We start from the raw sequence: 19,444 nt of genomic DNA, 5'->3' as shown, positions 1-19,444 counted from the left end.
CGGCTCGACGGAATGCAGGGTTTGATGCCGCGTGCTTCGAGTTCGGTCCGGAACCAGGCGCTGTCGTAGCCGCGATCGGCGATCAGGTGTGAAGCGCTCGGCAAGGCGTCGAGCACCATGCGGGCGCCCTTGTGGTCGCTCATCTGGCCTTCCGACAAAAGCAGGATGATCGGCCGGCCTTCACCGTCGCAGACGGTGTGGAGCTTGGAGTTCAGCCCACCCTTGGTTCGCCCGATACGACGGGGAACATCCCCCTTTTGAGCAGGCTCGCCGCCGTGCGATGAGCCTTCAGATGCGTCGCGTCGATCATGATGCGCTCGGGTTTCGGTCCTTCTCCGGCAAGCCCTGCGAAGATACGGTCGAACACGCCCATCAGACTCCAGCGGATGAAACGGTTGTAGAGCGTCTTGTGCGGGCCGTAGCCAGCCGGCGCATCCTTCCACTGCAGCCCGTTGCGGATCACGTAGACGATGCCGCTCACCACCCGCCGGTCGTCAACCCTCGGCACCCCGTGCGACAGCGGGAAGAATGGTGATATCCGCGCCATCTGCCGCTCGCTAAGCAGAAACAAATCACCCATCACGGCCTCCAATCGGAGACCGTGAATCACATCTCAATCGGAATTAATAGGTCCTGAGCCTAGACGCCGCGCGGTTTGGCGCGGCTGGTCGCGGTGGCAAGTAACGGATTTTCCGGCCAGACATGCCTGGGATAACGACCGCGCATGTCGGCGCGCACATCCGCCCATGAGCCACGCCAGAAACCGGGCAGGTCGCGCGTCGTTTGGATCAGACGGTGGGCGGGCGACAGGAGTTCGAGCATCAACGGCACCATCCCGCCGGCTATGGACGGATGACGGTCGAGGCCGAACAGTTCCTGCACGCGGACCGCCAGCACCGGCGCCTCACTATCGTAACGGATTGGCACGCGTGAGCCGGATGGCGCGTCGAAATGGGTTGGCGCCAACGCATCGATGCGACGCTGCAGGTCATACGGCACCAGCGCCATGAGCCCGGCGGCAAGTGCAGACGACGCGAGTGCGGCAAGCGACGGATCACCGCTGAGAAATGGCGCCAGCCAATCATCGAGCCGTTCCAGCAAGACGGCATCGGAAACGTCCGGCCACGGCGCTCCGAGACCGCGATGCAGCCAGCCGAGGCGGGAGCGCAGGCTCTCCGCTTCCTTGTTCCATGGCAACAACGAAAGACCATGCGTGCGCACCGCTTCGAGGATGGCAGCATCTGCCTCGCCGCCGGCCGGTGCCGGCAGCATTCTCTCGGTGAGCAGAAGCGCGCCCAGCCGCTGCGTCTCCCGCAGGCGCACGGCGCGCTTCTCGACATCAAAGGCGACTTCGCGGCTTGTCACGATATTATTGCCCAGAACCGTCCGGATATCGTCCTCGCTCACCGTCGCGGCGGTGGTGATGCGGGCATGGCGCGCCTTACCCTGGAGATCGGCAACCACCAGCCATCGCTCCCCGGCAAGTGGGTCGGCGACTTCGAGTGCAGCACCCGACCCGTTGGCGAGCACAAAGCGCCCGCGCTCGCCGCGCGCCCTGGCGACTCGGTCCGGCCAGGCATGAAGGAGAAGCGCGCCGGTATCGGCAGCCTCTCCCTTATGTGGGGAGGCTAAAGAGCGCGCCAGCCGGCTTGCCAATTGCCGGGCCGCATTGGCGCGCGGCGTCTTCTCTGATCGAAAGCGCATCAGGCGGCGTTCGAGATCGGCGCTATCGCCGCCAAGGCCACGCTCGGTCAAAAGCACAGCCAATTCGGCGGCCTCACGCGCCTGTCCGGTTTTTGCAGCCTCGGCCACCATATGCGCCAGCCGCACCGGCAAGGCGAGACCGCGCATCGCCGCCCCCGCTTCCGTCAACCGGCCTGCGTCATCGATAGCATCGAGCGCGCGCAGCAGCGCGTTCGCCTCGGTCAATGCCGGCGCAGGCGGCGGGTCGAGGAAGGCAAGGCTCGTCGGATCGGCAACCCCGAAGGCCGCACAGTCGAGCACCAAGCCGGAAAGATCAGCGGCGAAAATTTCCGGCGGCGTGAAAGCCGGCAATGCCGCCGTCTGCTCGGCGCGCCACAGCCGGATGGCAACGCCGGGTTGCGTACGGCCGGCGCGACCGGCGCGCTGTTCGGCGGACGCTTTCGAAACGCGCACTGTCTCAAGCCGGGTGAGGCCGGACGCCGGCTCATAATGCGGCAGGCGCGCAAGCCCGCTGTCGATGACGACGCGCACGCCATCTATGGTGATCGAGGTTTCAGCAATGGCGGTTGCCAGCACCACCTTGCGGCGGCGGGGTGGCGAGGGGCGGATCGCGGCGTCCTGCGCCCTGGCGTCGAGCTGACCGTAGAGGGACGTAATGTCGACCGTCTCGCCCACCCGCCCCTGCAAACGCTCGGCTGTACGCTCGATCTCGCGCTGGCCGGGCAGGAAGGCGAGCACGCTGCCCGTCTCGTCGGCAAGGGCGGCGCGGATGGCATTGGCCATGGCATCCTCGATCGGCTCGCCGGCCGGCCGCTCGCGATAATGGATATTCACCGGGAAAGCCCGGCCCTCGCTTTCGATCACCGGCGCGCCGGAAAGAAGGTGAGCCACGCGTGCGCCATCGAGCGTCGCCGACATCACCAAAACCCTGAGATCGGGCCGCAGCGCGCCCTGCACGTCGAGCGCCAGCGCCAGACCAAAATCGCCATCCAGCGAGCGCTCATGAAACTCGTCGAACAGAACGGCCGAAATACCCGGCAGTTCAGGATTGTCGAGAATCATGCGCGAAAGCACGCCTTCGGTGACGACGACGATCTTCGTTCGCGCCGAGGTCCGGTTGTCCATGCGCATGGCGTAACCAACCGTGTCGCCGACTTCCTCACCGAGAAGGGCGGCCATCCGGCGCGCGGCGGCGCGGGCGGCCAACCGGCGCGGTTCCAGCAATACGACGCGGCCTTCGCCGCGCCATGGCGCGTCGAGCAGAGCCAGCGGCACAAGCGTCGTCTTGCCAGCGCCAGGGGGTGCGACCAGAACGGCGCCATTGCCTGCCGCCAGCGCCTCGCCAAGCGCCGGCAGGATTGTGGTGACAGGAAGTTCCGGCAGGTCTTTCGTTCTCATGGCAGCGTACATATCCGCGCGCCACAACAGCGGCAACGAAGGTGCGCAAATACCGGAGGATGCCGGACTTTTCAGAGCGCGGTAAAACCGTTATCGACGAAAAGCTGCGCGCCGTTGACGAAACTCGCTTCGTCACTGGCCAGAAACAGCGCGGCGCGCGCCACCTCTTCCGGCTCGCCGATGCGGCCTTGCTGGGCAGCCATGGCCGCATCGGAAACATCGACGCCGAGCTTGTCGAGATCGGAAACTTCGCGCAGGCCGTGCGGGGTGCGGATGAATCCGGGGCAAACGGCATTGCAGCGTATGTTGCGGTCGCGGAACTCCACCGCGATGGCGCGGGCGAACATGTGGCACGCACCCTTGGTGGTGTCGTAGAGAACCTCGTTCGGTGTTGCCGCAACCGCCGAGATGGATGAGGTACAGACAATCGATCCGCCACCGGCGGCAATCATCTGCGGCAGGACCGCCTTGGTCATGAGGAACATGGAACGCACATTGACAGCGTGCAGCCAGTCCCATTCCTCAACCTCGATTTCCAAAAACGGTTTGATGACGATGGTGCCGGCATGGTTGAAAAGCACGGTGACGGGGCCGAAGCGCTTGGCAGCGCCCTCGACGGCCTTGCCCACCTGTCCTTCATCGGAAACGTCAGCGACGAAATATTCGGCCTCGCCGCCGGCCTCGCGGATTTCGGCGGCCGTCGCGGCAGCGGCTTCGGCATTGCGGTCGATGACGGCGACCTTTGCGCCTTCCGCCGCAAACAGTTTCGAAGCCGCGCCACCCATGCCGGTCGCCCCACCCGATACGATCGCGACCTTGCCGTCGAGCCTGCCTGCCATGTAATCCTCCCGTTTCAGTTCAATGATTGACGGCGGTCCGTCAGACGACGAACGCATTGTCACGCCAGAGGCGGAAGCCGCCCTCAAAGGCGAGATCGTTGTCGCCGCGGCGCGCGCCCTGCGGCAACTCATCGAGCTTTTCGACATTTCCGCCGCCAATGACGATATAATCCGGCTCCATCGCCGCCTTCAATCGCTCGACGATGTCGAATACGGATTTGCGCCACTTCTTCTTGCCACGTTTTTTCAGCGCCTTGTCGCTGACATAAGCCTCGAAGCTCTTGCCCTTCTTGTAGGGCAGATGGGCGAGTTCCATCGGTTGCGCGACATTATCGACGATCATTGCCGCACCCAATCCGGTGCCAAGGCCAAGGAACAGCATGCGCCCGCCCTCATAGGACCCGATCGCCTGCATCAGCGCATCGTTAACGATCTTGACCGGCTTGCCGAAAGCCTTGGCGAAATTGAAGCCCTCCCAACCAGGGGCGAGATTGTGCGGGTCAAGCACGATGCGATTGTGCACCACCGGCCCAGGATAACCCATGGCGACAACATCGAAATGCAAGCCTTCCGTCAACGTCGCCAGCTTGGTCATCATTTCAGCCGGTCCCATGTCGGAACCCGAAACGGCCTTGCGCTCCTCGCTGCCGGAACTGGTGCGGATCTTGACATGCGAGCCGCCAATATCGACGGCCAGTATCACCTGCTGCCGGAGAGTTGCCGGCTTCCTTGCCCTGGCGCTTGCTTTCACCGCTCTGCCCTCCTTCACTGACAGGGATCGACCCAGCCATTTGGCGGTTCAAAGTCGGCCATCGCCTTGGCCGGTCCCCATGTGCCGGGCTTGTAAATGGCAGGAGCCGTCGTGTCGTCGAGTACCGGGCCGACGATACGCCATGCGATCTCCGACGCATCCTGACGCGTGAACAACTGGCTGTTGCCGTTCATGGCGTCCCCGATCAGCCGCTCATAAGGCTCCATCTCGGCCTTGGTATCCTGACTGAGGGCACTCAACTCCACCTGCTCGCCCACCATCTCGTCGCCCGGCGCCTTGCGGCGCGCGCCGATGCTGATCGCCACAGAAGGATTGATGCGGAAGCGCAGATAATTTGCCTGATCTCGCTTGAAACCGTCGAACACGGCAAGCGGTGGCCGTTTGAAACGCACCAGCACCTCGGTGGCGCGAACAGGCAGGTTCTTGCCGGCGCGAATATAAAACGGCACGTCCTGCCAGCGCCAGGTATCGACCATGAAACGCACGGCCGCAAAAGTTTCGCGCGTGGAACCCGGTGCCACGCCCGGTTCCTTCAGATAACCGTCGAACTGGCCGCGCACCACATCATCCTTGGTCAAGGTGCGGATCGCCTTCAAGACCTGCACCTTCTCGTCGATCAGATCGTCCGCGGTGCGACCGGACGGCGGCTCCATCGCCAGGAGCAGAACGATGTTGAGGAGATGGTTCTCGATCACATCGCGGATGCATCCGACTTCGTCGTAAAATTTGCCGCGCCCCTCGACGCCGAAGTTCTCGGCCATGGTGATCTGCACGCTGTCGACGTAATTGCGATTCCAGATCGGCTCGAGAAAGGAATTGGCGAAACGGAAATAGAGCAGGTTCTGGATCGCTTCCTTGCCGAGATAGTGGTCGATGCGGAAGATCGATTTTTCCTCGAAGACGATGTGCAGCACACGATTCAACCAGCGCGCCGATTGCAAATCACGTCCGAACGGCTTTTCCACCATCAGCCTGGCGCCTGCCGCGCCGCCGGACTGCTCCAGCCCCTGCACGACCGGTTCGAACATCGAAGGCGGTACCGCGAGATAGTAGAGCGGCGCCTTGTATTCCGAAAGCGCCGCCTTCAACTTCGTGAAGGTCTCCGGTTCGCGATAGTCGCCGCTGACATAATGCAGCAGGCCTGCGAGTTTCTTGAAGGTCGCCTCATCGACCTTGCCGACGGCCTCCTTGATGCCGTCATGGGCGCGTTCGGCCAGTTTCCCGGCATCCCAATCTTCCAGCGCCACGCCAATCACCGGTTCGTTCAGCGTGCCGCGCTGGACCATGGAATAAAGTGCGGGAAAGATCTTCTTGTGGGCAAGGTCGCCGGTCGCCCCGAACAGCACCAGCACGTCGGATCGTTGTTCGCTCATTCCTGCTCTCCGGCGCTTCAGGATTTCGGCTTTTCGACATGCCCGCCAAAGGCGTAGCGCATGGCCGAAAGAAGCTTGTCGGCATATTCGGCTTCGCCGCGCGAGGAGAAGCGGTCAAACAGCGCGGTCGAAAGTACAGGAGCAGGCACGCCGGTATCGATCGCCGCCTTGAGCGTCCAGCGGCCTTCGCCGGAGTCTGAAACCCGGCCGCCAAATTTCGACAGTTCGGGATCGTCCTTGAGCGCGCCAGCCGTGAGATCGAGCAGCCATGAGCCTATGACCGAACCGTGACGCCAAACCTCGGTTACTTTCGGCAGATCGATGTCGAACTGGTAGTATTGCGGCTCGCTCAACGGTGTCGTTTCGGCATCGGCAGCGCGCTTCTCCTTGCCCGCATTGGCAGCCTTGAGAATGTTCATGCCCTCGGCATAGGCAGCCATCAGCCCGTATTCGATGCCGTTATGGACCATCTTGACGAAATGCCCGGCACCGCTGGGGCCGCAATGCAGATAACCGTAGGGTGCCGTCCCAGCGGCTTTGTTCGGCTTCGCATCCTTGCCCGCGCCGGGCGCCAACGCGGCAAAGATCGGATCGAGATGTTTCACGGCCTCGTCAGGTCCGCCGATCATCAGGCAATAGCCGCGCTCCAGGCCCCAGACGCCGCCACTGGTGCCGACATCAAGATAGTTCAGCCCTTTCCTTGAAAAAAGCACGGCCTGATCCACGGCATCGCGGTAGTTGGAATTGCCGCCATCGATGACGATATCACCGGCTTCCATGAGTTCGGCGAGTTCGTTCGCCACCTTGCCGGTAATCGCAGCCGGCAACATCAGCCAGGCCGCGCGCGGCTTTTTCAGCTTGCCGACGAAGTCCTTCATCGACGTGGTCGCTACGGCACCGTCCTTCGCGAGGTCGGCAACGCTTTGCGGGTTGATGTCATAGACGACGCATTCATGGCCGGCCGTCATCAGGCGTCGCACCATATTGGCACCCATCCGCCCGAGGCCCATCATTCCGATCTGCATGTCTTATTCCTGTGCTGATGAAATCCGAAACGATTGCGCAACGGCAGCGACTGCACCGCCATTGATGATAATTGTAAAATCCACATTCTCCCAATGACCGGCATCAAGCCAGAAAAACGTGAACACAAGGCTAGCGCCCGGATCCACTTCGGCAATGGGCAAATCGACAAGATGGATACCGAATGCGTTCTCCTTCGTCTCACTGTCGTGACTGGTCGCCCAGTTGTCGGTGCTCCAATGCACCGTGGCACGCGCCAGAACCTCGATACGCAGCACCTTGCCCGCCGGCATGGAGGTGATCTTGTGATTGAAGCGCCAGGATCGGAACGATGCCACGGTGTTGTTCCTGATATAACGCTCCACGCCCTGCGGCGGCATGTCGAAGACGGCCCCATCCTTGAGCGAGCGCAACAGCTTGATGTGCTCCGCATGTGCCCATACGAGCGGCATGGCACTGCCGGACGGTTCGCCGCATAGCAATTCACGGCGCGGCATGTCGCGCCCGTCCCAGACCTGTTCGGGGATCAGGCCGCCATCATTGGCCGATCCTTCCAGCGCGGCCAGCAAGTGCTCGGCCTCCTTGCGCCGGCCGGCCGCCAGTTCGTAATGCGCGCGCTCGCCGGCCAGCAAGGGCCATGGCCGCCCCACCCCGGTGCCGTTAAAGGGCGATCCATCCTCATGCTCGCCATAGCCGTCATCATTATAGCGATACCAGAGCGGGCCTTGGGGCAGTTCGCGGCGCAGAATTGCATCGATCACCGTCACGGTATTGCGGATATGCGGATCGTCGGCGGCGCGCAGGCCGAAGCGCACCAGCGCCAGTGCATCGGGGCTGACGATCTGGCGTGCGGGCAGGCGCGAAACGCCGGGCGGCCGGTTCTTGATCGGCACGAAGCCATCCTTCGGCGATGTGTCATCGGCACCGTCCGACACGCCGATGCGGATATAATAGCCGGCAATGCCATGCTTGACGGCAAGGCGGGTGTTTTCCGCATAGGTCCAGCGTTCGATCTGCTCGTTCCAACAATCGGCGGTCTCGCGCAGATAGATTGCAGCATCCGGCTTGCCGAAAATATCGAAAATGTCAGCCGCCGCCAGCAGCGCGGCGATCTCCACCGCCAACGTAAAGGGGCTATAGCCGGCATCCTCTTCCCATCGGTCCTCGCCGGTGACAGGGCCATTGCGAACGACATAAGATGCCGCCTTTTCGATCATCGGCATGAAGGTTTTGAGCTTTGCCTTCGGCAAATGACCGGCGCGCCGCAGAGCATCGGCAAGCAGGATCGGGAACGCGCACTCGTCCATCTGGATGCCGTGCCAATAGGGATCGCCGTCGAGCCAGACATTTTGCGGCCAATGCCCATCCTCCTGCTGGATGGTCCGCAGATAACCCAGTATGGTAAGCGCCTCGTCGGCATCTCCGGCGGCAACAAAGCCGCCTGCCGTCTCGACAAGATCGCGCGGCCACACCAGGTGATAGCCGCCGAGATCGTCATCGCCCTTGGAAAACCCCCAGGGGATGGACAGGCTGGCCACCGCTGCGCCCGCCGGTTTCGACGAGCGGTGAGCCGCCAGAACAGCCGTTGAGACACGATAGGGATCAAGGCCGGTGGATGAGTCGGCGCGATCGAGCGGCACAAGCTTTTTCTGCCACGCCCGCCATTCCGCAAGGTAGGCATCGGCTGCCGCATCGAACCCCTGCTTCAGGCTGGCAAGCGCATGCGCGGCCGCCTGTTCGGGCGTGCCGCCGAAGCCAAGCACCAGGATCGCCTTATGGGCCTTTTCGCTGAATCCAATCTCGCCGGTAAGCGCGACATTGCCGTCCTCAGCACGGCGGCAATCCGGATCGAGACGGCAGGTGCTGTGAAGCTGCTGCCAGCCATCGGAAGCCCCGACATAGCCGGCCGAGCAAGCGCCCCACGGCAGCGAGCAGGCAAGTGCCAGGCTCGTGCCGCGCCCAGTGGCGAACAACATCGGCACCTTGCGATATTCACCGACCCAGGCCGTATTGCCCATGCCGGCATTGACCAGATGCGGCGCGAGCAGGCCATAGACGCGATAATCGGCGATCTTGCCCTTGAGCGCCGTAAAGGTGATTTCCTGCAACAGGCAGGGGCGTGCCGTATCGCTCAATACGCGCTTTTCGATGCGCCAGGCACCGTTCAGCGCCTCATTCACGAGCCGATAAGCGGGAACGCCCTTTTCCAGAGTATCGATGGCATGGCTGGCGTCACGCTTTTCCTCGCAAAAATACTTGTCCGGGCCGGTAACAATCAGCCCGAGATCTCGCGTGCAGGCACTATCGAGGCGTGGATAATAGATCTCGTTGAGGATACCGTGGCTGATGGTGAACCATAGCGGACTGCGGGAAGAAAGCGCGGTTCCGACGCCGCTCTTGGCACTGGACGTCCAGCGCGCGGGAATTCCCGGCGCGCCAGGCGCGACTGACTCACTGGCTGTCATACGCGGCTCCTGTCGGCTTTTCTTAGACCCGGAACCGTAATGTTTTCAATGATACGCGCTAAAGTTGCCCATCACCATATCGCGAGCAAGGCGTGCTATTCCACCGCGACGACCGATACGCAATCGCCGGCCTTGACCAGGCCGGGGAAATGCCGTGCCGCCAGCAGGCCCGACATCTTCGCCCTGATTTCCTGCGGTGCCTGCCCCGTGCGGCCGGTGGAATGAATGCGGGCGATGACCGCTCCCGCCTCGACGGCCTCGCCGAGATCGACCATCGTCTCGATCATGCCGTCCTCTTCGGCAAACGCAAAGCAATCGCCGGACGGCATGTCGAGCCAGCGGGTCGAGTGCTTGTCGACCGAACCCTTCACGATGCCCTCGTGGCGCAGCACGTTCATGATGCCGCGCCGCGCGATGCGCACCGTCTCCGCGCGCGAGGTGCCGCCGCCGCCCAGTTCGGTGGTGACAAAAACCTTGCCCATCTCCTCGGCGGCGGTATCGTACATGCCGACTGCGTCGATCTCCAGCATCTTGACCGAAAACGGCGCGGAGAACGCTTCGACTGCGGCGAAGGCTTTTCCTTCCTGACCCTTGTCCGGCAGGATATGCGCGGCGCAGAACGGCACGAAATCGAGCGTGCGGCCGCCCGAATGAAAGTCGAAGACGATGTCGGCGCGTGGCAGCAGTTCCCTCTGGAAATAGTCGGTGATCTTCTCCGTCACCGTGCCGTCCGGACGGCCGGGAAAGGCGCGGTTCATATTGCCCTTGTCGATCGGCGAGGTCCGCGTGCCGGCGCGGAAGGCCGGATAATTCATCGCCGGCACGATGATGACCGTGCCGGAAACGTCCTTTGGATCGAGCGTGCGGGCAAGGTCATAGAGCGCCAGCGGGCCCTCATATTCGTCGCCATGATTGCCACCGGTGAGCAGCGCTGCCGGCCCCTGGCCGTTCCTGACGACACAGACCGGGATCATCACCGAACCCCAGGCGGAATCGTCGCGGCTATACGGCAAGCGCAGGAAGCCATGCTGCACGCCGTTCCGGTCGAAATCGACCGTGGGGGAGATGGGAGAAGGTTTCACCATTGCGGCTAGTCCTTCACCACTAGCTTGCGCGGCACATTGGCCAGGCATTCCACGCCGGTTTCTGTGATAAGAATGCTCTCGGTGATCTCCAGCCCCATCGTCTCCAGCCAAAGGCCGGTCATGAAATGGAAAGTCATGCCGGGCTTCAGTTCGGTCTTGTCACCGGGGCGCAGACTCATGGTGCGCTCGCCCCAGTCCGGCGGATAGGAAAGCCCGATCGGATAGCCGGTGCGGTTGTCCTTGACGATGCCGTACTTCTTCAAAACCGCAAAGAACGCATTGGCGATGTCCTCGCAGGCGTTGCCGGGCTTGGCCGCAGCCAGTCCCGCTTCCATGCCTTCCAGCGTCGCCTTTTCCGCATCTAGGAATTCCTGCGTCGGCTTGCCGAGGAAGACGGTGCGCGACAGCGGGCAATGGTAGCGGTTATAGCAACCGGCGATCTCGAAGAAGGTGCCTTCGCCCGTCTTCATCGGCTTGTCGTCCCAGGTCAGGTGCGGGGCCGAGGCATCCGCGCCTGAAGGAAGCAGCGGGACGATGGCCGGGTAATCGCCGCCGAACCGGCCCTCGGGGCCGTCCACGCCGCGCGTACCGGCATCATAGATTTCCGCGACAAGATCGCATTTCCTCATGCCGACCTCGATCTTGTCGGCGATACGGACATGCATGGCTTCGACGATGCGGGCGGCCTTGCGCATATAGTTGATCTCGGTCGGGCTCTTGACCGCGCGCTGCCAGTTCACCAGCGCGGTCGCGTCGACAAAACGGGCGTTGGGCAGATGTTGTTGCAACGATGCGAAGGCCTTGGCCGAAAACCAGTAATTGTCCATCTCGACGCCGATGGTCAGCTTGTCCCAACCGCGCTCGCCAATCACCTTGGACAGATAGTCCATAGGGTGACGCTCGGTGGACTGAACGTAGTGGTCGGCATAGCCGACGATGTTGTCGTGCGCGAGATAGGCGGTGCGCTTGGCGCCGTTGGCGTCCTGCCCGCGCCCGTACCAGACCGGCTCGCCGAATGGCGGCACCAGCACCGCCTGATGCACATAGAACGACCAGCCGTCATAGCCGGTGAGCCACGCCATGTTGGACGGGTCGGAGCAGATCAGCAGATCAATGCCCTTCGCCTCCATGGCCTTCCGGGTTTTCGCAAGGCGGTCCGCATATTCCGCGCGCGTGAATTTCAGATTGGGCTGCATTCCTTTTGTCTTCCTCGTTGTTGGCCGTAGCGGCCGCTGTCAACTTTCAAAAACGGTTCCCACGCCGGCCGCCTCGGCGCGTTGCCGCGCCAGCGCGGCAATGGCCGTGTCCTGCACGCCGGTACCGGTCAGGTCGGCCAAGGTGATGTCGGCAGGAGAACGGCGGCCATGCTTTTTTCCGGCGATGATCGCGCCGAGTTCCGTCACCTCGGCATTGCCCGCGATCACCCCGGCATCAAGCGCGTGATGCAGTTCGCCAAGCCGGCGCGTCTGCGCGGCGCTGTCGGCGACATAGAGATCGGCCAGCCTGAGGACGGCGGGCGCAATCTCGTTCTTGTGCTCGGCGTCCGATCCCATGGCCGTCAGGTGCTGCCCGGCCGCAACGAAGCCCGCATGGATGAGCGGCGTTGTTGACGGCGTCGTGGTCACGATCACGTCGGCCCCGGCAATCGCCGCCGCCGCATCCGGTTCGGCGCGCACCTCTATGCCAAGACGCTCGCGCAGTTCTCCGGCGGTCCGCTCCGCTTTCACCGGATCGCGCGCCCAGATGCGTGCCCTTGCGATCGGCCGCACAAGTTTCAACGCTTCGAGTTGCAACTTCGCCTGCATGCCGGCACCGAAGACAGCGGCAATCGCGGCGTCCGGCCGGGCGAGATGTTTTGCCGCGACAGCGCCGGCAGCGGCGGTGCGTATGTCGGTCAGATAGCCATTGTCCAGCAGCAGCGCCTCGACAAGCCCGGTCCTGGCCGACAGCAGCACCATCATGCCATTGGTGCTCGGCAGACCCAGTTTCGGATTGTCGAAGAAGCCGGGGCTGATCTTGATCGCAAATCCGTCGAGACCGGGCACGTAAGCGGTTTTTACGTCCACCTCGCCTCTATGCTCGGGAATGTCGAGCCGGAGAATTGGCGGCATCGCCACTTTCTCGGTAGCCAGCGCGCGGAAGGCATTCTCGACACAGGCAACGGCATCGAGATCGAGCTTCACGATCTTGCGCAGGTCAGCTTCAGTAAGAATGGTCATGCGGGTCATGCCGCGCGCTCCTTCCCGTCCCGCCACGCCCCGCATACGATCTCGCGATGCAGTTTCATGTCGATGTTGCGGCCGGAAAGAATGAGCACTGTCGGCCCGGCCAATCTGACCTTGCCGGCAAGCAGCGCCGCAATGCCGACCGCACCAGCCCCTTCGACGATCTCACGCTCTTCGGCATAAGCGTGCGCAATGCCGGCGGCGATTTCTTCCTCGGAAAGCAGCACGGCATCGTCCAGCAGGTCGCGGCACATGGCAAAGGTGAACCGATTGTCGATCCCGATACCGCCACCCAGCGAATCCGCCAGCGTCGGCAATTCCTCGACCGGCACGGGCTTGCCGGCATCGAGGCTCGCCTTCATGGCCGCGCCGCGATGCATGGAAACGCCGATAATTTCGGCACCCGGTTTCAGACCCTTGACTGCCGCCGCGACGCCGGCGGCCAGCCCGCCGCCCGACAGCGGCACCAGAACGGTGGCGACGTCCGGCATCGCCTCGACAATCTCCAACCCAAGCGTACCCTGCCCCGCAATCACCGCGGCATGGTCGAAAGGCGGCACCATGACCAATCCATCCTCCGCCACAAGCCGGTCGACCTCAACTTGCGCGTCGTCCTGGCTGCTGCCGACGATGCGGATCTCGGCCCCTAACCGCCGGATCTCGGCGAGCTTGTTTTCCGGCACCAGCTTCGACATGCAGATGACGGCGCGCATGCCTTCCAGCCTCGCCGCATAGCTGAGCGCGCGCCCATGGTTGCCGGTGGATGCCGCGACCACGCCGCGCGCCTTCTCCTCCGGGGCGAGAGACGCGATCGCATTGGAGGCCCCGCGCAACTTGAAGGCTCCGGTCGTCTGGCGGGATTCAAGTTTCAGATAGATCGGAACGCCGGCTCGTTGTGAAAGGCTCGGCGACAGAAGCGTCGGCGTCGGGGCAATCTTGCCGGCGATGCGCCCGCGCGCGGCCTGGATGTCTTTAAGGGTGACGCTTGTCATTTCGGTCAGTCACGCGGCAAGGCAAGCGTATGAAGCCGCCCGAAATCGGGGCGCGCCGTGTCGTCGCCGCAGAGCCGCAGGCAGTTCCATGCCGTCGCCTGGTTCGAGGTCACGACCGGGCGGCCTGTCGTTTCCTCCATCGCAGCCGCGACAAGCGCCGACCGCAAGGCCGTGCAGGAAACGAACAACGCCTCGGCCTTATCGTCCATCGCCTGTCGCGCAAGTTCGACCAGCGCCGAGGGTTGGATGCGCGCCATCTCGCGATCGTCTTCGAAGCCAAGGCAGGTGAAGGACGCGATCTCGAAACCGTGCCCGACAAAGTAATCGGCCATCGGCCGGCTGGTCTCGACGGTATAAGGAGTCAGCACGCTGATTTTCCTGGCGCCAAACGCCCGCAATCCACGCATGGCGGCCATGGGCGGCGTCACCACCGGAACACCGGGCTTTGCCGCCTGGATCGCCGCCTCGATCTCGGCATCGCCGATCACCACGGATGCGGACGTGCAGGAATAGCAGATGGCGTCGAGTTTCTCGTCGGGCAGGATAAGCGCCGCACCTTCGGTCAGCGCCGGCTGCATGCGGCGCAGATTGTCCGGCGTCGTCGGATTGGCATAGGCGATGCGCGCGACATAGACGCCGATCCGCTCGCTTGCCACCATGCGCTGATAATCCGGCTCGGTCGTATGGTCGGTGGCCAGAATGACGAGGCCGACGCGCTTTGGCAGCGGGCGCGGATCGAGCGGCGGGCGGGCCGCGTGAAGGCGGATTTCGGAGCGAAGTTCCATTATCTTTCCACCCGCCCGTAACGCCGCTCCAGCCAGCGCAGCAGCACCACCGAGCACAGGCTGATGACGAGGAAGAAGGCGCCGACCAGCGTCATCGGCTCGACATAGCGATAATAGGTGTTGGCGACGCTCTTGGCCTGGTTCATCAGTTCCAGCACGGTGATCGCCGAAAGCAGCGGCGTCTCCTTGAACATGGCGATGAAGTAATTGGCCAAGGCCGGGATCATCGGCGGGATCGCCTGCGGCAGGATGACATGCGTCCAGGTCTGGCGGGCGGAGAGATTGCAGGCCTTGGCCGCTTCCCACTGGCCACGCGGCACATTGTCGATGCCGGCGCGATAGACCTCGGCCGCATAGGTGCCGTAGTGGAGGCCGAGCCCGATCGTCCCCGCCACCATCGGCGGCAAGAGGATGCCGACATCGGGCAGGACGTAGAAGATGAAATAGAGTTGCACCAGAAGCGGCGTGCCGCGAATGAATTCAGCGGCGAAGCCGACGCTGCGCGCGACTGCCTTGTTCTCCGAACGGCGCAACAGCGCAATTGCCAGACCGACGACCGCGGCCAACGCCGAGCCGAGCACGGTGGCGAGGATGGTGATCTTCACCCCCTCGATCAGTGTCGGCATGATCTGCCAGACGAAATCCCAATCCCATTCCATTATGAGGCCCATTCCATCAGGCGCGCACTCCGTCCAGCCCGCGCGACAGGCGCCGCTCAAGCCGCCTTATGCCCCAGGTGATGAGCATGGCGAGCGCGAAATAGATGACGAGGATGGTGGTGAACGGCACCATGGTGTTGCCGGTCTGCGAGCGCACCACCTGCGCCTGGAAAGTGAGATCGGCCAGCGAGATCAGGGAGACGATCGACGTCGCCTTGAGCAGTTCGATGGCATTGTTGCCGAAGGTCGGCAGCATGACCAGAAAGGCCTGCGGCAGGATGACATGACGCATGCCCTGCCAGCGGCCGAGATTGAGCGCCGTGCAGGCTTCATACTGCTCCTTGCCGATGGATTGCACCGCGCCGCGCACGACCTCCGCCGCATACGCCCCGACATTGAGACCGAGCCCCAGCACGCCGGCCTGTAGCGGCGTGAGCGTGATGCCGAACAGCGGCAGCACGAAATAGACCCAGAAAAGCTGCACGAAGATCGAGGTGCCGCGAAAGAATTCGATATAGGCAGTGGCGAGCGCGCGCACGGCAAAGAACCGCGATAACCGCCCGAGCCCTGCGATGAAGGCGACGACCAGGGCCAGCACCGAGCCCATCAGCGTGAGCTTGATGGTGACGACGGCGCCTTCCAGGATCAGTTCAATATAGCCGGCCCAGGCGGTCATATCGTTTGCAACGCTTCCTTTGAAATCATTCGAGAAGCAGGCGCGGCACCCTGCATCCCCAGGCGGGGAGATCGCGGCCAGGCCGCGATGAAAAACGCAGCGGATGAGGTAGAAACGATCGTGCTACCCCATCCCGGTGCCTTGCACCGCATCTCCCGCGAGGAAGATACCGGCGTTACTTCGCCGAGCAGAGCTTCTCGCGCGTGGTGGACTTGGCCGCCTCGGCCGAGAAGCCGTAAGGCTCGATGATCTTGGCGAAATCGCCGGACTCCTTCATCTTCGCCAATTCGACGTCGAAGGCGTCGCGCAGCGCGGTGTCGTTCTTGTTGAAGGCGGCACCGTCGCAATAGACCGGCGCGCCGACGACGGGAGCCACCACTTCGAGGTTCGGATCGTTGGCCTTCTTCATCAGGTCGTTGATCGAAAGCACTGGCAGCGAGTAGGCGTCGATGCGCCCGTCCTGCACCATTTTCAACCCGCTCTGGCCATCCGGCACGACAATCACGCGGTCGCGCGGCACGCCGGCATTGAGCGCCAGCTTCTCCTCGGTGCCGCCGCCCGGCGCGCCGACGGTCGCGGTCTCGTCCTTGGCGATATCCTCATAGCTCTTGAAGCCCTTCGGGTTGCCCTTCTTGACCAGCAGCGCCTCTGCATCGCATAGCACCGGCTCGGAATAGGCAACAGCCGCGCAACGCTCCGGCTTCATGAACAGGCCGGCGGTGATGACATCGAAGCGGCCTGCCTGCAAACCGGGGATCATCGCGCCATATTCGGAGATCGAGGCGACCACATCCGGCACGCCAAGCCGCTTGAAGATCTCGCGCGCCACATCGGGCGCCGCGCCCGAAACCTTGCCATCGGCGGCGACCGCCGTATAGGGCGGCTCGTTGGCGATAGCCAGGCGGGCGAAGCCCTGCTTCTTCAACTGCTCCAGCTTCGCGTCGTCGGCCAGTCCGGTGGACGTGGCGGCGAGCAGCGTGCTCAGGGCGAGACCGGCCATGCCGGCCAAAACTGCAAGTTTCTTCATTGTTCCCAGCTCCATGGTTTATCTTGTCGATTCAGAAGCGGCCTCCCCGCCTCAAGTTCCACGATCAGACCCTGTGGCCCGCCGCGATGATCTTCTTCAGGAAGCTTTGCGTGCGCTCCTGCTTGGGATGACTGAAAATCTCGTCCGGCTTGCCCTCCTCGACGATCTTGCCGCCGTCGAAGAACAGTACCCGGTCGGCGAAATCGTGAGCAAAGCCCATCTCGTGCGTAACGAGAAGCATGGTCATGTCGGTCTCGGCCGCAAGCCGGCGCATGACATTCAGCACCTCATTGACGAGTTCGGGATCGAGGGCGGACGTCACCTCGTCGAACAGCATGATCTTGGGCGACAGCGCCAGCGCACGGGCAATGGCCACGCGCTGCTTCTGCCCGCCCGATAGCTGCGCCGGCATGTTTTTCGCCTTGTCGGCCATGCCCACCATATCGAGCAATTCAAAGGCCCGCTTTTCGGCGGCGGCGCGCGGCGTGCCCTTGGTCAGCATCGGCGCCAGCGTGACATTGTCGAGCACGCTTTTGTGCGGAAACAGATTGAAAAGCTGGAAGACCATGCCGATCTTCTGGCGCATCTTGGTCAGGTGCCGCTCGTCGGCCGGCAGCAACTGGCCGTTGCGCTCCATGTGGTAAAGCTGCTCGCCCTCGATCTGGATATGGCCGGCGTCGATCCTCTCCAGCGTCATCAGAATGCGAAGAATGGTCGTCTTGCCGGAACCCGAAGGACCGATCAGCGCCAGCTTCTCGCCCGGCATGACCTGCATCGACAGGCCGTCCAGAACCTTGAAGGCGCCGAAGCTCTTGGAAATGGCGTCGATCTTGATGATAGGCGCGGGCAAATGCTCTCCCCCTTGCGGCTCTCTCCCGGAGCTCTCGGCCTAACGATGGGGAAGCCTTCAAATCATGTCAATCGGGAAAATAAAATCATGACAATTTTTCTGGCGGGCACGATTGTGCACACTGAATGCCCGCTATATCGCCAGCAACAGATGTTCCGGATCGCCAAGCAGAAGCTTGGTAACGACGCCAAGACCGGCACGCAGTTCGGCCTCGGTGGTCGAGCCGAGCGAAATGCGGATGGCCGGCTTCCACGGCGTCTCGGCGATGCGGAATGACGTGCCCGGCGCGATCGCCACGCCTTGCAGGCGCGCCTGCGCGACAAAGCCTTCCTCCGAACGATCCCCCGGCAGTTCCAGCCACAGATGCATGCCGTCGCGCTGGGCGCGGTAGCCGACACCGGCAAGCACCTCGGCGGCAATGTCGAGACGGTGATGCAACGCCTCGCGCTGCCAGCGCACCAGTTCGAGCGCGGTGCCGTCGGCCACCCATTTGCTGGCGATCTCGGCCATGATCGGCGTCGCCATCCAGTTGGTGACCAGATGCCGGTTGGCGACGGCGGCGACGTAACGGTCGGGCGCGGCAAGGTAACCGATACGCAGACCGGGCACCGTGATCTTGCTGAACGACGTGACATAGAGCGTGCGTTCGGGCGCGAAATGGGCCAGCGGCGGCGCGCGCTTCTCCACCAGAGGCCCGAGCACGTCGTTCTCGATGATCGCGATATCGTGGCGGCGCGCCACTTCGGCCAGTTCGGAACGCCGCACCGAGCCCATCAATGTGGCCGTCGGGTTGATGACCGAGGGCTGCACGAAGACGGCGCGAATGTCGGAATGGCGGCAGGCCTCGTCCAGCGCATCCGGCAAAATGCCGTTATCGTCGATCGGCAGACCTTCGAGGTTGAAGCCGAGATAACGCGCCAACGGCACCAGCGTGTGGTGGCCGATTGCCTCGGTGGCGACGGTGGAACCGGGCGGCGCGACACTCATCAGCGCCACGGTCATGGCGGCGGTAGCGCCATTGGTGACGCTGACATTCTGCGCCGTCGTTTCCAGGCCGCACAGTTTCAGCCATTCGACTGCAACCGCCTTGTGGCGCGGGAACACCATGTTCGGCCGAAACGACAGCGCCGAGGCAGCAGGCAACGTCTCGCCCAGCCAGCCAAGGGCGGCCCGCATGAGTTCCAGATGCATCGATTCGCAGACCGGCTTGAGGATCGACAGGTCGATCACCTCGCCCGGCCGTTCCGGCAGATAGGGCGGATCGGGTTCATGGCGCTGCGTCTGAACGAAAGAGCCACGGCCGATCTCGCCGGAAACGAGGCCGCGCCGGATCAATTCCTCATAGGCCCGGCTGACCGTCTGGACAGAGAGTCCCAGTTCGTCGGCCAATCGCCTGTGGGTGGGAAGCCGTTCGCCGTTTGCCAGCCGCCCGTCATGGATCGCGCGCGCGAACTGGTCGGCGAGCGAGAGGTAGGCGGGGCGTCGGATCAGCGCCGGGTCAGGATGCCATAATGTCATGACTTCATTAGAGATCGAAATCAGTGCAATTGACAATCGAAATCATGCACCGT

16 protein-coding genes and 1 pseudogene are annotated in these 19,444 nt (G+C 63.1%); all 17 read right to left on the bottom strand.

What is annotated here, in order from left to right:
• A pseudogene (locus BFN67_RS23920) lies at nucleotides 1-580 on the bottom strand (IS5 family transposase); the annotation flags it as partial.
• Nucleotides 581-639: 59 nt separating this feature from the next.
• Nucleotides 640-3,102 carry an ATP-dependent helicase HrpB gene (hrpB, locus tag BFN67_RS07135; RefSeq protein ID WP_080918953.1) on the bottom strand — a complete coding sequence of 821 codons (2,463 nt, stop codon included), beginning with the start codon at nucleotides 3,100-3,102 and terminating at the stop codon, nucleotides 640-642.
• Between the two features lie 71 nt (nucleotides 3,103-3,173).
• The gene (locus BFN67_RS07130) at nucleotides 3,174-3,941 is read right to left on the bottom strand and encodes an SDR family NAD(P)-dependent oxidoreductase (protein WP_080918952.1); all 768 of its coding nucleotides are present in this window, start codon (nucleotides 3,939-3,941) and stop codon (nucleotides 3,174-3,176) included.
• A 40-nt stretch (nucleotides 3,942-3,981) separates the two neighbouring features.
• Nucleotides 3,982-4,692, bottom strand: coding sequence for an ROK family protein (locus tag BFN67_RS07125; protein WP_080918951.1), 711 nt, complete (start codon nucleotides 4,690-4,692; stop codon nucleotides 3,982-3,984).
• A 14-nt stretch (nucleotides 4,693-4,706) separates the two neighbouring features.
• A complete protein-coding gene (gene zwf, locus BFN67_RS07120; RefSeq protein ID WP_080918931.1) occupies nucleotides 4,707-6,086 on the bottom strand; it encodes a glucose-6-phosphate dehydrogenase in 1,380 nt (459 codons plus the stop codon).
• 17 nt (nucleotides 6,087-6,103) lie between these two features.
• On the bottom strand, nucleotides 6,104-7,111 hold the full coding sequence (gnd, locus tag BFN67_RS07115) for a phosphogluconate dehydrogenase (NAD(+)-dependent, decarboxylating) (protein ID WP_080918930.1): 1,008 nt from the start codon (nucleotides 7,109-7,111) through the stop codon (nucleotides 6,104-6,106).
• Between the two features lie 3 nt (nucleotides 7,112-7,114).
• Nucleotides 7,115-9,574, bottom strand: coding sequence for a glucan 1,4-alpha-glucosidase (locus tag BFN67_RS07110; RefSeq protein ID WP_080918929.1), 2,460 nt, complete (start codon nucleotides 9,572-9,574; stop codon nucleotides 7,115-7,117).
• Nucleotides 9,575-9,669: 95 nt separating this feature from the next.
• Nucleotides 9,670-10,659, bottom strand: a complete 990-nt coding sequence (gene doeB, locus BFN67_RS07105; RefSeq protein WP_425349753.1) for a N(2)-acetyl-L-2,4-diaminobutanoate deacetylase DoeB — start codon at nucleotides 10,657-10,659, stop codon at nucleotides 9,670-9,672.
• A 5-nt stretch (nucleotides 10,660-10,664) separates the two neighbouring features.
• Nucleotides 10,665-11,855 (bottom strand): ectoine hydrolase DoeA, encoded by a 1,191-nt coding sequence (doeA, locus tag BFN67_RS07100; RefSeq protein ID WP_080918927.1) that lies wholly within the window; start codon nucleotides 11,853-11,855, stop codon nucleotides 10,665-10,667.
• A gap of 39 nt (nucleotides 11,856-11,894) precedes the next feature.
• Complete coding sequence (eutC, locus tag BFN67_RS07095) at nucleotides 11,895-12,887, bottom strand: ectoine utilization protein EutC (RefSeq protein ID WP_080918950.1); 993 nt, start codon at nucleotides 12,885-12,887, stop codon at nucleotides 11,895-11,897.
• On the bottom strand, nucleotides 12,884-13,876 hold the full coding sequence (eutB, locus tag BFN67_RS07090; RefSeq protein WP_080918926.1) for a hydroxyectoine utilization dehydratase EutB: 993 nt from the start codon (nucleotides 13,874-13,876) through the stop codon (nucleotides 12,884-12,886). Before eutB ends, eutC begins: the two co-directional genes overlap by 4 nt.
• A gap of 5 nt (nucleotides 13,877-13,881) precedes the next feature.
• Nucleotides 13,882-14,661, bottom strand: coding sequence for an ectoine utilization protein EutA (gene eutA / locus BFN67_RS07085; protein ID WP_080918925.1), 780 nt, complete (start codon nucleotides 14,659-14,661; stop codon nucleotides 13,882-13,884).
• On the bottom strand, nucleotides 14,661-15,320 hold the full coding sequence (gene ehuD / locus BFN67_RS07080) for an ectoine/hydroxyectoine ABC transporter permease subunit EhuD (protein ID WP_080918924.1): 660 nt from the start codon (nucleotides 15,318-15,320) through the stop codon (nucleotides 14,661-14,663). The genes eutA and ehuD overlap by 1 nt, the downstream gene beginning before the upstream one ends.
• Before the next feature lie 16 nt (nucleotides 15,321-15,336).
• On the bottom strand, nucleotides 15,337-15,996 hold the full coding sequence (gene ehuC, locus BFN67_RS07075; RefSeq protein WP_080918923.1) for an ectoine/hydroxyectoine ABC transporter permease subunit EhuC: 660 nt from the start codon (nucleotides 15,994-15,996) through the stop codon (nucleotides 15,337-15,339).
• Between the two features lie 175 nt (nucleotides 15,997-16,171).
• The gene (ehuB, locus tag BFN67_RS07070; protein ID WP_245295178.1) at nucleotides 16,172-16,996 is read right to left on the bottom strand and encodes an ectoine/hydroxyectoine ABC transporter substrate-binding protein EhuB; all 825 of its coding nucleotides are present in this window, start codon (nucleotides 16,994-16,996) and stop codon (nucleotides 16,172-16,174) included.
• A 91-nt stretch (nucleotides 16,997-17,087) separates the two neighbouring features.
• Nucleotides 17,088-17,873 carry an ectoine/hydroxyectoine ABC transporter ATP-binding protein EhuA gene (ehuA, locus tag BFN67_RS07065; protein WP_080918921.1) on the bottom strand — a complete coding sequence of 262 codons (786 nt, stop codon included), beginning with the start codon at nucleotides 17,871-17,873 and terminating at the stop codon, nucleotides 17,088-17,090.
• A gap of 132 nt (nucleotides 17,874-18,005) precedes the next feature.
• Nucleotides 18,006-19,391: a MocR-like ectoine utilization transcription factor EhuR gene (ehuR, locus tag BFN67_RS07060; RefSeq protein WP_080918920.1), complete on the bottom strand. Its 1,386-nt coding sequence runs from the start codon at nucleotides 19,389-19,391 to the stop codon at nucleotides 18,006-18,008.
• Nucleotides 19,392-19,444 lie beyond the last annotated feature (53 nt).

Origin of the sequence: Manganibacter manganicus (assembly GCF_002075885.1) — a bacterium.
GTDB classification, from domain to species: domain Bacteria; phylum Pseudomonadota; class Alphaproteobacteria; order Rhizobiales; family Rhizobiaceae; genus Mesorhizobium; species Mesorhizobium manganicum.
This window is presented reverse-complemented; position numbering and strand designations above follow the sequence as displayed.